Source organism: Saliphagus sp. GCM10025317 (genome assembly GCF_042663665.1).
Taxonomy (GTDB): Archaea; Halobacteriota; Halobacteria; order Halobacteriales; family Natrialbaceae; genus Natronosalvus.
On sequence record NZ_JBHTAQ010000005.1, the window covers coordinates 517,538 to 532,139 of the forward strand.

Here is a 14,602-nt window from a genome sequence, read left to right on the forward strand (position 1 = left end):
CGTTACGGCCTCGAGCGACGTGCGTGCAGTCGGTCCGTCGCGTAGGCGGCCGTGACGTCCGCGGGACTCGTCCGTCCTTCGGCGGCGAGCGTTCGCAGTCGTCGCGTTCGCTCGTCGATCGCCGCCCGGACGTCAGCGTAGGTTTCGGTCGGTCCGGCGAGTCGGTCGACGAGGTGACTCTCCCCACGGTCGATGCGACCGGTCGCACGCGCGTGCTCGCCGTCGAGTTCGTACAGCGGTTCGAACCGCACCTCCGTCCCGGAGCCGACGACCTCCTCGACGCGGGCGAGGCGACGACGTTTCCCCGACGGCGTCCGGTAGGCTTGGACCGTGACGACCAGATCCGTCGCGGCGAACGAGGAGGGCTCGACGCCGAGGTCGGAGACGACGCGCTCGTAGACGTCCGCCGCGCCGTCACCGTGGATGGTTCCGAGCACGGCGTTCGCGTTCGCCCCGACGCGCATCGCCTCGTACAGCACGCGGGCCTCCTCGCCACGAATCTCGCCGACGACGAGCGCCCCGTCGCCGAGGCGGAGCGCAGTCCGGAGCGCCGCCGCAGGGGTAATCTCCGGTCCGTCCCCTCGGCCCGTTCGGAGCGCCTGGACGTCCCGGTCGACCGACTGGAGGGAGCGAACCGGCAGTTCGGGCGTGTCCTCGATTACGACCGTCCGCGTGTCGGGGGCCAGTTCGTACAGCAACGTTCCCAGCAGCGTCGTCTTCCCCGCGCCTCGAGTGCCAGCGATCAACGCCGCCGCGTTGCGTTCGACGGCGACCGAGAGAAACGCCGCCGCCTCCGGGATCACGGTCCCGTTCTCGACGAGTCCCGGAACGGTGAACCGATCGTCGGCCCGCTCGCGGAACGCGAACGCGACGCCCCGGGATACCGGTTCGTTCACGCCGGCGATACGGACGCCCACGCCGTTCTCGAGGTCGACGGTGGCGTCGACCGTCGGGTTCGCCCTCGAGAAGGCCCGTCCGCTCGTGCGCCGAACGCGCGAGGCGAGCGCCGCGGCTCCCGCTGGCACGAGCGAGAGGTTCGTCGCCATGGTCTCCCCGTCACAGACGACCCGCAGGGGGTTCTCCTCGACTGGCGCCGTCACGTACACGTCGCTGATCCGGGAATCCGCGAACAGGTCCTCGAGTACGCCGTAGCCGGCAGTGTGTCTCTCAAGAATCGAGGCCAGGAATGGATCGGCAACTCCCTCCGAACACCGCTCGATCGCGCGCTCGGGAGCGCGGTCGCCGTCGACGGTCCCCTCGGCGATGGCCTCGTACCCCTCGACGAGGAGCGCCATTGCTGAGGCCGGGAGGGTCGTTTCGACCACCTCGAGGGCGTACAGGGGCACGCTGTCGTTTCGATCGTAGATTCGCGCCTCACTTCCGGTCTCGAGAGACCGAACGTCCCGTAGCCGGCACCCTTCGCCGAGCGTCGGGTCGACGGTGTAGTGGCCGAACGAGACGCCCACCGACGGAACGAACCCATCCTCGTACGTGTCGACGTTCCGCGCCGACTCGAGCAACCCGGAACTCGCCCCGAGGTCGGCGACCGGTCCAGTACGAGTTTGGAGTTCGGCCGCGACAGCCAGCGGGTCCGTTCGCACGGTCTCAGCGAGATGGTGGTCCCGCGTGTCGGCAGCCCGAGCGAACCGACCGGCTCCCGACAGCAACGCCGAAACCTCCGATCCGTACCGATAGACGTTCCCACCGGATCGGACGACCACCGAGTCGGCCGCTCGCGTCTCGAGGCGCTCGATCACCGTACGCCGACACGCGGGGGCACTCGCGAGTCTGCCGTCGCAGTCGCAGTTGGTGGCGTCGGCGGTGAGCGTGTCGCCGTCGAACGCGAGCGAGCACCGACAGCCCCCGGTCGCTGTCTCGTCGGATTCACCAGCCGAACCGAAGCCGACTGCCTCGAGCGCGGCCTCGAGTACCGATCCATCCCGTGTCATACCGGCGGTTGCCGCGCAATCCGACTTAAACTCACACACGAGTGGCGACGATGACCGGTTGTCCGCAGTCGTCGGTCTCGAGCGTCAGCCGAAGGGTTCGCTCGCCGGTTCCCTGGAGCCTCACCGGGCGATTCGAGCCAGCCGCATCGGCGACGATTGGGACGTCGATGACGTGCGTTCGCACCGCTCTGTCCTCGAATCGGTACCGGGCCACGCTCGAGTCCCGGTCCAGTCGCTCTATTTCGAACGCCGACAACGGATGTGCCGCCGCCGCGTCCGGCGGAAGCGCGACCGTGACCGTTCGTTGCGGCGACGGGTGTCCTGGTGGCGGAACTTCTTCCTCGCGTGCGAGCGAACTCGCTGCCTCGGTGAGATCGGTCAATGCAGTCCTGGCGTGTCGGTCGGTGTTCTCGGCGGCAGCGTGCTCGAGCGCGGGCACCGCCATCGCCAGCAGTGCGACGGCGAGCAACGCGGCCAGGACGACGCGGATCACGGGAGGTGCGCGGCGAGGCGCTCGAGGACGGTCGGCGAGTTCGAACTCGAGTCGCCGCCGTGCTCGTGTTTGCGTTCGCGTTCACGTTCGCCGTCGTACTCGTCCCCTCTGTCCCCCGCCCCGTCTGCCGGCGTCGTCGATTCCGCGTCCGTACCGTCACCCTCGAATATCGCTGCGACGGTTCGGTCAGCCGCCGCCGGGTCGCTGAGTCCGTCACTCGTTTCGCTCGCGTCGACCGACCGGGGAGCGCCGCGGGAATCGGGCACACCCGTTCGTTCCTCGAGTCCACTCCCTCGTTCGCTCACGGGCGCCGCGCTACCGGAGACGCACTCCTCCCCTGGCTGATCGGGTTCCGGCGGCGACGCCTCGATCCGCGTCTCGAGGTCGTCTAGCCGGCGCTCGAGCCGATCGACGGCCGCCAGTGCGACGTTCGCTCGTCGCTCGACGTCGTCGTTGACGTGGCGGACGTTGTCGACGAATCCGCTCGTCGCTTGCACCGAGCCCTCGACCTCGGCGATTCGCCGGTCGTGGGCCTCGAGTCGGTCTTCGAACTCCGCGACGTCCGTGCCGAGTGCGGCGACCTCGGCGAGGTCGTCGAACGGCCGTTCGTCCTCGAGCAGCGCCCGTTCTACGCCGGCCAGTCGTCGCTCGAGTCGCTCGGTGTCGGTCATGCCGCCGTTGGTCCGGGTATCGTACTTAAACTCTCGGCCTCGAGGCAACTTGCCGTCAATAATATAAAATATATAGTTAACACTATGGAATTTATATCATTTCGCTCGCGCGGGGACTGTCCCCACCGTGGGGCGTCTCCCGGCGACGAACCTGTGCGACGTGTATCGTCTCCGTCGCGTCGTCGATCACGACGACTTCTCCCGGTCGCTCGGGCAGCCGATCGGCCAGCGATCCGCTCACGTACGCCGGCCGTGCCGTCTCGAGCGCCTCGAGGTCGGCCCTCGCCGTCAATCGATGGGAGACGACGATATCGGACTGGGAGATGCCCACGGCGGGAACGGCGCTCGGACGCTGGGTGGCCGCCACGAGACTGACCCCGGGGGCTCGACCGCGAGTGAGGATTGTCTCGAGGGCGGGCCGGGCGACGCCGTCGAAGAACGTGTGGGCCTCGTCGAGCAGCAGCCAGGGCAAGCGATCGATCGTCCCGTCGACCCGGGCCCGATAGAGCGCCTCGGCGACGCCCCTGACCACGGCGTTCATCGGCGCATCGGCCAGTCCGGAGACGTCGAGAACGGTCGCGTCCGGGCCCGCCAGATCGGCAGCAGTGAGTCCATCGGCATCGAAGACGCCCCAGGCGTCGGCGAGCTCGAGGTGGTTGCTCGCCGCCCGTCTGTCGGCCCGCGGGGTGTCCGCGGCTTCGATCCGCTCGGCCATCGCCTCGAGCGTCGATTCGCGCTGGGCCGCTCGCCAGAGGAGGCTGCCGGCGCCGCTTTCGGGCGAGAGGCCGACGAGGGCACACCACGATTTCGGGTCGAGCGACGACGGATCGACGGTCGGCCGGTCGACGACGGTGGCCGGAACGGGCGCACCGTCTGCAGGGTCCGCGAGCGATCCAAAGACGCCCATCGGGTCGACGACCACTGGCGAGACGCCGCGAGCGCGGGCGAGTTCCTCGGCGACGACGCCGAGCGTGTAGGACTTGCCGTAGCCGCGTTTGCCGACGATGGACACCGCGTGTGGGCCGTCGAGGTCCAAGGACAGCGCCGCGCCGGGGCTCCCATCGCGGGCGCGGTACGTGCCGAAGTTCGCGGTTGGCCGGCTGCCGCCGTTATCATCGTCGCCGTGGCCGCCGTCGCCCCTATCGCCGCCCCTTCCATCGTCGCGTCCGATAACGAACGTCACGGCCCGTTGTGGGCTCGCCCTCCGATATAAACTCTCGCCTGCCGGCCGTCGAGAGTATAAGTCGGATGGCGCAGCAAACGGCGGCCATGTCGATTCCAGTCGATGCCCTCGCGGGTCTCGCCTACGGTCTGTTGATCGGACTCGCCGTCGCCCCCGTCTTCGCGGTGGCTGCTACTTGCTACCGATCTGCGTTCGACAGCACGCTCTCGCGAGCGGCGGTCGTCGTAACCGCTTTCCTCGCTACGCTCGCCGTCTCCTGGCACCTGGACCTCCTCGAGGCGGCCGGTGGCGGCGGTTTCAGGCTCGTCCTCTCGGCGACCGTCGCCGTGGTACTGGGGGTCTACGCCGCGACCGTCGCCGACCGATTCGCGGCGACGGTTCCGCGATGGACGACCCGCTCGCTCGTCCGCGAACCGACACTCTCGAGCGACGCCCTCGACGACGTCGACGCGACGGGGCAAGTTACCGTCATCGCGATGAACGTCGCAGGCCTCGAGGGCTACCCACCGCTCGACCGCCAGCGACGCCGCCGACTCGAGGCCGGTTCCTGGCGACTGCCGGCGGATCTACCGCTTCCGGCGCTCGAGTCGCGCCTCGAGGATCGGTTGCGGACGGCCTACGAATTGACGGCCGTTCGCGTTTCGATCGACGCTCGCGGCCGGGCGTCTGTCGGCGCAGCATCACCCAGAAATGGCGTCTCGAATCGGCTTCGACCGGGGTTTCGTGCCGTGTCTCTCACGGCCCGCATCCCGGACGGACTCGCGGCGGGTGACCGGGTGCGCGTCGAGACGGAATCGGCGTCCGTGCTCGGGTCGGTCGTCGACGTACCCTGCCTCGACGACGGACTCGAATCGACGCGCGCGACGGCGTCCGATGGCGTCGCCAGCGTGACGGTTGCCGTTCGGACGAGCGACGCTGGAGACGCCCTTGCGACAGACCGGGCACGTCTCGTCGTCGTCCCGGACGGACGCTCCCAGGCGTTCGAAACCTGGTCGCTCCTGGAGCGAGCGGGCACCGGCGCTCGACGGGTGGTCCTCGACGCCGACCTGCTCGCCGAACTCGACGCCGCAGACGACGTCAGGCCGTTCGCGGCACGTCTCGAGGGCGACGACGGTGCGACGTGGCAGTTCGAGCCCGATTGCTCGGCACTCGCACCGTGCGACGAGGTGTTCGTCGTGGGCGACGAACGCCGGGTGAACGCGCTCTCCCCGTCGGCGCTCTCGGCGGTCGATGAGGACAATCACCGGTCTCGACAGTGCGGTCGAAACGAATCGAACCCACCAACCGGGGGTTTCGCGGAGGCGGTCCAGTGACGCTCGCCTTCCCCTCGAGCGCGCCGCTCGCACTGGTCTCCCAGTGGACGCACACTGCGGTGCTGTCCGTCCTCGGGTTCGCCGTCCTGGCCGGCGTCGTGGCGATGGGCGCCGCGTTCGTCACTCGCTGGGCGACGGGCCGGGCGCTGTCGACGGGCGCGGCGATCGTCGCGGGCTCGGCCGTCCCGGCGTCCGTCCTCCTCGTCCAGGCGGTCGTCCGCGGTGCGTTCGTCGAGCCGGCACCGCTGGTCGGGTACGCCAGTAGCAGCTACTTACTCGGCGTGTTCGCGGGCACCCTGCTCGTCACCGCTGGCGGCCGTTCCGTCGGCGACCATCTCGCCTGTGCGGTGTTCGACATTCGCCGAGTCGAGGGTGATAGTATCGCGGCGGGACTCGTCCGTTCGGCGGGAGTAACCGCCTCGCTGACGCTTCCCGACACGATTGGCGACCTCGAGGGGTACCGTCCCGTCCCCGAGGGGACGAAACGCCGGCTGGCCGATCGACGACTGACCGTTCCTCGCGACCTCTCGGAATCGGGGCTCGAGCGACGGCTTCGCGACCGACTCGAGGCGGATTTCGACGTCGACCGAACGGTACTCGAGGTGGGGCCGCACGGGTCGATCGACTCGCTTGCCGTCGGTCGTCTCCACTCGGGCCGAAGTCCGACGATCCCGCCGGGGATGGAGGCGATCGCGATCGACAGCGACGTTCCCGACGCGGCGAGCGACGGCGATCCGCTCGAGATCCGGGACGAAGACGGCCGCCTCGTCGCGACGGGCGTCCTGTGCGGGGTCGATGGCCCGACTGCGACGGTCTTCGCCGAGGTCGGTGTGACGGCGGAGCTCGAGGACGAGCACCGCTACCGGCTCGCTATCCGGGCCGCGGAACCCGGCGACGGACGAGAACTGGTTCGGCGTATTCAGCGTGCACCGGAGATGATTTCGACGCGAACGGTCGAGGTCGGGGGCGATCTCGAGGGCGAGTTCGTCGAGTGGGTTCCGGGAACCGTTCTTGTGATCGAACGCGACGGCGGCCTCCATTCGTTCCCGGCAGGTCGCGAACCTATTCGCGCGGGCGACCGGGTTCACGTCTTTGGTGCGCCTGACGAACTGGCGGCGCTGTGACTGGGGTCAACGGACAAGACTTTAACCGCATCGTCGCCTATCAGCATGCAAATGGTACTCGACGATCTCGGAAGTTCCCTCCGAGGCACCCTCGACAAACTCCGCGGCAAGTCGCGCATCTCCGAGGAGGACGTCGAGGAGGTCGTCAAGGAGATCCAGCGGTCGCTGCTGTCGGCCGACGTCGATGTCTCCCTCGTGATGGAGCTTTCGGACAACATCAAGACCCGCGCGCTCGAGGAGGAGCCACCCGCGGGGACGCCCGCTCGCGACTTCGTCCTCCGCATCGTCTACGAGGAACTGGTCGATCTCATCGGCGAGTCGACTGACCTCCCGCTCGAGGAACAGACCATCCTGCTGGCGGGGCTCCAGGGGTCGGGGAAGACGACCACGTCCGCGAAGATGGCGTGGTGGTTCTCGACGAAGGGGCTCCGGCCCGCCGTGATCCAGACCGACACGTTCCGGCCCGGTGCCTACGAACAGGCCAAAGAGATGTGCCGGCGCGCGGAGGTCGACTTCTACGGCGACCCCGACGGCGACGACCCGGTCCAGATCGCGCGCGACGGCCTCGAGGCGACGAGCGAGGCAGACGTCCACATCGTCGACACGGCGGGTCGCCACGCCCTGGAGGACGACCTGATCGACGAGATCGAGGACATCGAGGACGTGGTCGACCCCGATGTCGGCCTGCTAGTGCTCGACGCGGCGATCGGTCAGGGCGCGAAAGACCAGGCCCAGCAGTTCGACGAGTCCGTGGGCATCGACGGCGTCGTCATCACCAAACTCGACGGGACGGCGAAGGGTGGTGGCGCGCTGACGGCGGTCGATCAGACCGACTCCTCCATCGCCTTCCTCGGGACCGGCGAGGAGGTCCAGGACATCGAGCGCTTCGAGCCCAACGGGTTCATCTCCCGACTTCTGGGGATGGGCGACCTCGCCCAGCTCGCCGAGCGCGTCGAGCGCGCGATGGAGCATACCGGCGAAGAGGAAGACGACTGGGACCCCGAGGATATGCTCCAGGGGCAGTTCACCCTCAACGACATGCAAAAGCAGATGGAGGCGATGAACAACATGGGGCCCCTCGATCAGGTGCTCGACATGATTCCCGGCTTCGGCGGCGGGATCAAGGACCAGTTGCCCGACGACGCGATGGACGTCACTCAGGACCGGATGCGGACGTTCGAGGTCATCATGGACTCGATGACCGACGCCGAGAAGGAGTACCCGCGGGCGATCGGTGCCGACCAGATTCGCCGGATCGCTCGCGGTTCCGGGACCTCGGAGGAGAGCGTTCGGGAACTCCTCCAGCAGTTCAAGATGATGGAACGCACCCTCAAGCAGTTCCAGGGGATGGGATCGGACAAGGAGATGCAGCGGATGATGCAGCAGATGCAACAGCAGGGCGGCGGCGGAATGGGCGGGATGGGTGGCGGCGGCCCGTTCTGAGACGCCAGTTGCGATTTCTCGAGGACGGCTAGTTCGGCTCTCGCGGAGACGCTGATCGTTCCCTTCTTTCGCTCCTCGAGTCGGATTCCACTCCTGTCGCTATCAGCTATCTAATCCAAACTCGAGATTCGCCGTCAGAACGCGATTCGAGCCCGTTTCAGGCGACCTTCCCGTACTGATCGGTGAGCTTCTCGGCAGCCTCCCCCAGCTGTTCGCGCTCGTAGGCCGAGAGGTCCCACTCGACGATCTCTTCGACGCCGTTCGAGCCGAGCTTCACGGGGACGCCGAAGGCGGTGTCTTCGTGGCCGAACTCGCCCTCGAGGACGACGCTGGCGGGCAGCACTTCGCCGGTGTCACGGAGGACGGCCTCGACCATGTGGGCGACGCCGGCGGCGGGACCCCACTCGGTGGCGCCTTTCTTCTCGATGACGTTCATCGCGGAGGTCTGGAGTTCGTTCAGGATCTCCTCCTTCTCGTCGTCGTCGAAGGTGCGGTCCTCGCCGTCGACGCGTACTTTCGAAAACACGGGAACCTGCGCGTCGCCGTGTTCGCCGAGAATCGTCGCCTGGACGTTCTGGACGGGGACGTCGTAGCGCTGGGAGAGGACGTACCGGAACCGGGCAGAGTCGAGGCGGCCGCCGAAGCCGATCACCTGCTCCCGGCGTCGGTCACCCGTCTCGTAGAGGTGCCGGTTCAGCAGGTCGACCGGGTTCGAGGTGGTGATCGTCACGAAGTCGTCGTTGTGCTCGGCGAGCGAGGAGCCGATGTCCTCCATGATCGGGGCGTTGTCCCCTGCGAGGTCGATCCGGGTCTGGCCCGGTTGGCGCGGAATCCCGGCCGTGATGACGACGACGTCCGACCCTGCGGTGTCCTCGTAACCACCCTGGCGGACGACCGTGTTCGAGTCGTAGGCGACGCCGTGGTTGACGTCGGCCGCCTGGCCGACCGTGTCGTCTTCCTTGTCCGGAATATCGACGAAGACGAGTTCGTCAGCGATCCCGCGCAGTGCGATGTTGTAGCCCGCCGCGGCCCCGACGGTGCCGGCCGCGCCGACCACGCTCACTTTTGTCATACCACGTTCACCGTCTCCTGCCAGGGCGTTAAATCCGTCGGAAAGACGGGTTCGCAGCACGGTCCGGGCGATAAGACGATCCGTAGGTGGACGCGATCGAGTCACCCGTCTCGACGGGAACCGAACCAGCCTTGGTCGCTCGAACCCCTCCCTCGAGCATGCGCGTCAGCGTCGTCGGCGGCGGGTCGATCACGGACGAGGAGACCGAGCGAGCGGCCGTGGTCGGTCGCGAACTGGGCCGACGCGGGCACACGGTCGTCTGCGGCGGCCGGGGCGGGACGATGGAGGCAGTCTGCCGCGGGGCACGCAAGGCCGGCGGCGAGACGATTGGCATCCTGCCCTCGAGCGAGCGCGCGGACGCAAATCCGCACGTCGAGACGGTGATCGCGACTGGAATGGGTCACGCCCGGAACGCGCTCGTTCCGCTGAACGGGGACGCGGTTGTCGCGCTCTCTGGCGGCCCCGGAACCCTCTCGGAGATCGGTTTCGCCCTCGTATACGGTCGCCCGGTCGTGGGACTGGAGACCCACGACGTTCCTGGCCTCGAGACCGTCGAGTCGCCGAAGGCGGCCGTCGACGCCGTCGAACGAGCGGTGCTCGGCGAGACGACTGACTCGGCGGCCGAAGGAGTCGAGAGGGACGAAGGGCCCGAGGGAGTCGAAGCCGACCTCCCGGGGCCGTACACCCTCGTCCCCCGGCCGCCGAGCCCCGAAGCGTTCGTCGCCCTCCGGGAAGCCGCGGACATGGCCCCGCGGTCGCTCGAGGCGGTCGAGCGCGGACTCCCGAATTCGGTGTTCGCGGTGCACGTGATCCACGACCCCTCGGGCGAACCAGTCGGCATGGGACGCATCGTTGGCGACGACGGGGCGGTTTATCACATTTCAGACATGGCCGTCCACCCGGACCACCAGGGACGGGGACTCGGCACACACATCATGGACCGACTGTGGGCCTACATTGAGGAGACGGCACCCGAGTCGGCTTACGTCAACCTGATGGCCGATATCGACGGGTTCTACGAGCGATTCGGTTTCGAGGAAACCCGTCCGGCCTCGAAGGGAATGTATCGCCGGGTCGAGTGAGTGGGCAGGCAGAGCCAGCCTCGAGTCCGGTGCCAGCCCGCGTCAGTCCGTAGCTTTTTCGACGTTTGCCCCCCATACACCGGATATGAGCGACTTCGACAAGGAAGCCGAACGCGAGAAGCTTCGAAAGAAGTACGAGCGCGACGAGGCCGACCGCGAGGCGACCCAGCGGATGAGCGACCTCCTGCTCAAGGGAGCGACGATGACCAACACCCACTGTGACGTCTGCGGCGACCCCCTCTTTCGCTACCAGGGGACGACCTTCTGCCCGAGCTGCCACGGCGGACCGGAGGGCGTCGAGGCGTCGGTCGACGACGGTGCTGGCGACGAGGATCCCGCTACGGCAGGGGGGTCGTCCAGGGGGACGAGAGTGGACGAGCACCCCTCGAGCGAGAGCGAGGCACCTGCTGAGGAGACGGAAGCCGCGAACGACCCCGAGCACGCGGCCTCGAGCGTCGGTGCTGCCGACGCCGACGTAGACCGATTGGCGGCGACGCCCGAAACCCGCGCCACGTCCAGTACGGTGAACGAGGGGCCGGGATCGGGGACCCCTCGAGAGACGTCCGATACCTCCGGGCCCGCTGATGCTCCCGATACCCCCGACACCCCCGGAACCAGCCGAGCGCCGTCGGCCGTTCCATCGAGCGGTTCTAGCTCCGGGTCGAGTGTCAACGTCGGCAGCGACCTCGAGGCCGGAACCGACGCGCTCGTGACTGCGCTCGAGCGATTCTCGCGGGCGGCCGCTGAGGCCGACGATCCGCGGTACGCGAAGGCGTGTCTCGAGGCGGCCCACGAGGCGGCAGCGACGCTGGTGACGCTTCGCGAGTAGTTCGGACTCGGAACCTACAACTCACCGCCGGCCATCCTGCCAGCCATGCCCGAGCCAGCGGTCATCGCCCACCGCGGATTCGCCGGAATCACCCCCGAGAACACGATCGAGGCGGCTCGAGTCGCCAGCGAGCACCCCTCGACGGACATGATCGAGATCGACGTCCAGCCCGCCGCCTGCGGGACGCCGGTCGTGATTCACGACGATCGACTCGAGGGAACCCGCGACGGGCGTCCGCTCACCGATTCCGAGGGGCTGGTGTGGGAGACTAGCCTCGAGGACCTCTCGAACGCCCGGATTCTGGGGACAGATGAGACGGTCCCGACGCTCGAGACGTTCCTCGAGGTCGTCGACCCCGGCGTCGGCGTCAACGTCGAACTCAAGAATCCGGGGACGCCGTCGATCCGTCCGGGGGAGTCGCTGTCACCGAGTGTGCGCGCCGAACGCCGGGAGATCTGGGAGCCGTTCGTCGAGCGCGTCGTCGATGTCTGTGACAGCTTCGACGGCGATGTGCTCTTCTCGTCGTTCTGTGCTGGCGCGCTCGCGGCTACCCGGAACGTCGCACCCGAGTATCCCATCGGAACGCTCGTTGCGGACGACCTCGAGACGGGGCTCGGGATCGCTCGCGAGTACGACAGCGAGGCGATCCATCCGCCGCGAAACGCGGTTGCCGGGACGGCGCTCTCGACGGAACCGTACGCCGGCGTCTCGGAAGCGCCGACAGTCGACCTGCTCGATGTCGCTCGCGACGAGGGACGAGCGATCAACGTCTGGACGGTCGACACCTGGGTCCAGTTCGACCAGTTACGAGCGGTCGGTGTCGACGGGATCATCGTGGACTATCCGGGTCTCGACTCGCGGTGAGCGGGTGCAGGAGCAGAAACAGGAGCAGGAGCGGACGCTCGAGCGTTCGTGCCAGCCCGGTTTCTAAGACGCCTGTCGGCTACTCGAGCCCAAGCGTCTCCTCGAGCGCGTCGTAGTCGGGGAACTCCGGCCACTCGGTGGCGACCCACGACCCCGTCACCGTCAGGCCCGCGTCCACGGCGAAGAAGGCGACTCGCGGCTCGCTGAGGCCAGCCATGCCGTCCAGGTCGTGGGCGATTCCGTAGTCTTCGGCGACGTCGTTGCCCGGATCGGCGACGATTTCGAACGGCAGGTCGCGCTCCCTGAGAAAGGAAGCGACGCCGTAGGGATTTGCGGTGGAGACGCCGACGACGCGGGCGCGCTCGTTCCAGCCTCGTTCGGCGAGTTCCGTCCAGACGTACTGGGCGACGAACGAGCCGATCATGGGGGTGAACACTAGGATAAGGCCGTTGCCGTCCTCGGCGGCCGCGAGGTCGGCCAGCGACCGATCCTCCCAGAACTCCCTCGAGACGAGCGGTCGGGTGAACTCCGGCGCCGTCGTTCCCGTTTCGGGGTGATCGGTCGGCCCGAGGTCGACGACGTCGAAGTCGACCACTAGTCGTCACCCCGGTCTCCCGCAGCGCCCGCAGCACCTGCAGCGCCGTCGCCGTAAACCGAATCCAGGTAGTCGACGATGTTCGCACTCTCGGCCATCGTGACCCCGGTTTCCTCGTCGATGAGGACGGGAACCGACCGGACCCCGGCCTCGCGCTTGACCGCGTTCCGGTGCGAGTGCATCGGTTCGACGAAGCGCGATCGGTACTCGAGGCCGTACGCCTGGAGCCGCGAGACGACTCGCTCGCAGTAGGGACACCCTTGCAGTCGGTACAGCGTCCGCGGCGAGTCGGTCGGTGCTGACATAACTCCCGATTGGGAGACGAGTGCAAAAACGGTGTCGGGGCTCAAAAGGGTAAAACGTTAATCAGTCCGGTGATAACAGACAGGGAGTTAATGGTGTATTCGCTGTTCGAAGCGGTCGTGTTCGCGTACACGGTCCCAGGACTGGGGCTGGAGATGGACGAATCGATCGTGACGATCCTCGGTGCGGTCACCGTGATCTTGCTCATCGGGCTCTCCGCCTTCTTCTCCTCCTCAGAGATCGCGATGTTCTCCCTGCCGAAACACCGCGTCGAGGGGATGGTCGAGGAGGGCGTTCCCGGCGCAGAGCGCGTCCAGGCGCTCAAATCGGACCCGCATCGGTTGCTCGTAACTATTCTGGTCGGCAACAACGTGGCCAATATCGCCATGTCCTCTATCGCGACGGCCGTCCTGTCCATCCACTTCGGTGGCCTCGTGGGCGTGTTGATCGCGACGTTCGGTATCACTGCCATCGTCCTCCTGTTCGGGGAAAGCGCCCCCAAGTCCTACGCTGTCGAGCACACCGAGACCTGGTCCGTTCGAACGGCGAAACCGCTCAAGGCGACCGAGTACCTGCTCTATCCGCTCGTCGTCCTCTTCGATTACCTCACCCGCCAGATCAACCGCCTGACCGGCTCGGCGACCGGCGCCATCGAGACGCCCTACGTCACCCGCGACGAGATTCAGGAGATGATCGAATCTGGCGAGCGCGAGGGCGTCTTAGAGGAGGAAGAACACGAGATGCTCACTCGCATCTTCCGGTTCAACAACACCATCGTCAAGGAGGTGATGACGCCCCGACTCGACATGACGGCTGTACCGCGAGACGCCGGCATCGACGAGGCCATCGAGACCAGCATCCAGAGCGGCCACGCCCGGATCCCGGTCTACGAGGGCAGCCTAGACAACGTTCAGGGCGTCGTTCACATCCGGGACCTCGTCCGGGATCTGAACTACGGCGAGTCGACGGACCTCACGATGGACGACGTTATTCGCCCGACGTTGCACGTCCCGGAGTCGAAGAACGTCGACGAACTGCTGGGCGAGATGCGCGAAAACCGGATGCACATGGCCATCGTCATCGACGAGTTCGGCACCACCGAGGGACTGGTGACGATGGAGGACATGGTCGAAGAGATCGTCGGCGAGATCCTCGAGGGTGGCGAGGAGGAGCCGGTCGAGGAGGTCGACGAGGACACCGTCGTCGTCCGCGGCGAGGTCAACATCGAGGAGGTCAACGAGGCCCTCGGCATCGAACTCCCGGAGGGCGAGGAGTTCGAGACCATCGCGGGGTTCATCTTCAACCGTGCCGGGCGACTGGTCGAGGAGGGCGAAACCATCATGTACGACGACGACGGCGGCGTCGAGATTACCGTCGAAGAGGTCGAAAACACCCGGATCATGAAGGCCCGACTCGAGAAACTGGGCCTCGAAGAGGACGGAGAAACGGTCGATGTGGAAGGGGACGAGGGTACGCCTCGCGACGACAGTGACGGCGACGACAGAAACGGAAATGGGAACGAGAACGGAGACGCGGACACGGACGAGAGCGTACCAATCGAAGACGAGTGACCGGTCCGACCGACGGACCCGACCCGCGAAGCGGCCTGTTCTGTCGTGGGGAAGCAGATTCGAACGCCGAAACGTGGGGAGGCACACTCGAGCGTCGTGCGGAGGCGCAC

At 67.3% G+C, this 14,602-nt stretch carries 13 protein-coding genes and 2 pseudogenes; 8 read left to right on the forward strand and 7 right to left on the reverse strand.

What is annotated here, in order from left to right; genetic code table 11:
• Positions 1 to 2: 2 nt before the first annotated feature.
• From ACFQS4_RS04690 to ACFQS4_RS04705, 4 genes are all read right to left on the reverse strand, one after another.
• Positions 3 to 1,949 (reverse strand): ATPase, T2SS/T4P/T4SS family, encoded by a 1,947-nt coding sequence (locus ACFQS4_RS04690; RefSeq protein ID WP_497902522.1) that lies wholly within the window; start codon positions 1,947 to 1,949, stop codon positions 3 to 5.
• A 31-nt stretch (positions 1,950 to 1,980) separates the two neighbouring features.
• On the reverse strand, positions 1,981 to 2,442 hold the full coding sequence (locus ACFQS4_RS04695) for a DUF7311 family protein (protein ID WP_497902523.1): 462 nt from the start codon (positions 2,440 to 2,442) through the stop codon (positions 1,981 to 1,983).
• Complete coding sequence (locus ACFQS4_RS04700; protein WP_497902524.1) at positions 2,439 to 3,113, reverse strand: DUF7310 family coiled-coil domain-containing protein; 675 nt, start codon at positions 3,111 to 3,113, stop codon at positions 2,439 to 2,441. Before ACFQS4_RS04700 ends, ACFQS4_RS04695 begins: the two co-directional genes overlap by 4 nt.
• A gap of 91 nt (positions 3,114 to 3,204) precedes the next feature.
• Entirely contained in the window at positions 3,205 to 4,296 is a 1,092-nt protein-coding gene (locus ACFQS4_RS04705) for an ATP-binding protein (RefSeq protein WP_497902525.1), read from the reverse strand.
• Between the two features lie 86 nt (positions 4,297 to 4,382).
• On the opposite strand from ACFQS4_RS04705, the gene ACFQS4_RS04710 reads away from it, so the two are divergent.
• Genes ACFQS4_RS04710 through ACFQS4_RS04720 form a run of 3 tightly spaced genes read left to right on the forward strand, consistent with a single transcriptional unit; the run spans position 4,383 to position 8,176 of the window.
• Positions 4,383 to 5,609 carry a DUF8167 domain-containing protein gene (locus ACFQS4_RS04710; protein WP_497902526.1) on the forward strand — a complete coding sequence of 409 codons (1,227 nt, stop codon included), beginning with the start codon at positions 4,383 to 4,385 and terminating at the stop codon, positions 5,607 to 5,609.
• Positions 5,606 to 6,733 (forward strand): DUF8167 domain-containing protein, encoded by a 1,128-nt coding sequence (locus ACFQS4_RS04715; RefSeq protein ID WP_497902527.1) that lies wholly within the window; start codon positions 5,606 to 5,608, stop codon positions 6,731 to 6,733. The genes ACFQS4_RS04710 and ACFQS4_RS04715 overlap by 4 nt, the downstream gene beginning before the upstream one ends.
• A 51-nt stretch (positions 6,734 to 6,784) precedes the next feature.
• Positions 6,785 to 8,176 carry a signal recognition particle protein Srp54 gene (locus tag ACFQS4_RS04720; protein WP_497902528.1) on the forward strand — a complete coding sequence of 464 codons (1,392 nt, stop codon included), beginning with the start codon at positions 6,785 to 6,787 and terminating at the stop codon, positions 8,174 to 8,176.
• A gap of 157 nt (positions 8,177 to 8,333) precedes the next feature.
• On the opposite strand, the gene mdh is transcribed toward ACFQS4_RS04720, so the two are convergent.
• Positions 8,334 to 9,248 carry a malate dehydrogenase gene (gene mdh / locus ACFQS4_RS04725; RefSeq protein ID WP_497902529.1) on the reverse strand — a complete coding sequence of 305 codons (915 nt, stop codon included), beginning with the start codon at positions 9,246 to 9,248 and terminating at the stop codon, positions 8,334 to 8,336.
• Between the two features lie 158 nt (positions 9,249 to 9,406).
• Between mdh and ACFQS4_RS04730 the strand changes: the two are divergent.
• From ACFQS4_RS04730 to ACFQS4_RS04745, 4 genes and pseudogenes are all read left to right on the forward strand, one after another.
• A pseudogene (locus tag ACFQS4_RS04730) lies at positions 9,407 to 9,844 on the forward strand (TIGR00725 family protein); the annotation flags it as partial.
• Between the two features lie 105 nt (positions 9,845 to 9,949).
• Positions 9,950 to 10,330 (forward strand): annotated as a pseudogene (locus ACFQS4_RS04735) (GNAT family N-acetyltransferase); the annotation flags it as partial.
• Between the two features lie 85 nt (positions 10,331 to 10,415).
• Positions 10,416 to 11,159, forward strand: a complete 744-nt coding sequence (locus ACFQS4_RS04740; protein ID WP_497902530.1) for an Sjogren's syndrome/scleroderma autoantigen 1 family protein — start codon at positions 10,416 to 10,418, stop codon at positions 11,157 to 11,159.
• A 45-nt stretch (positions 11,160 to 11,204) separates the two neighbouring features.
• Entirely contained in the window at positions 11,205 to 12,023 is an 819-nt protein-coding gene (locus tag ACFQS4_RS04745; protein ID WP_497902531.1) for a glycerophosphodiester phosphodiesterase, read from the forward strand.
• 79 nt (positions 12,024 to 12,102) lie between these two features.
• Here the strand turns inward: ACFQS4_RS04745 and ACFQS4_RS04750 are convergent, their stop codons facing one another.
• Together ACFQS4_RS04750 and ACFQS4_RS04755 are read right to left on the reverse strand one after the other, a co-directional pair.
• Positions 12,103 to 12,618, reverse strand: coding sequence for a redoxin domain-containing protein (locus ACFQS4_RS04750; RefSeq protein ID WP_497902532.1), 516 nt, complete (start codon positions 12,616 to 12,618; stop codon positions 12,103 to 12,105).
• Positions 12,618 to 12,923 (reverse strand): glutaredoxin family protein, encoded by a 306-nt coding sequence (locus ACFQS4_RS04755; RefSeq protein WP_497902533.1) that lies wholly within the window; start codon positions 12,921 to 12,923, stop codon positions 12,618 to 12,620. The genes ACFQS4_RS04750 and ACFQS4_RS04755 overlap by 1 nt, the downstream gene beginning before the upstream one ends.
• A 90-nt stretch (positions 12,924 to 13,013) precedes the next feature.
• On the opposite strand from ACFQS4_RS04755, the gene ACFQS4_RS04760 reads away from it, so the two are divergent.
• A complete protein-coding gene (locus ACFQS4_RS04760) occupies positions 13,014 to 14,492 on the forward strand; it encodes a hemolysin family protein (RefSeq protein WP_497902534.1) in 1,479 nt (492 codons plus the stop codon).
• Positions 14,493 to 14,602 lie beyond the last annotated feature (110 nt).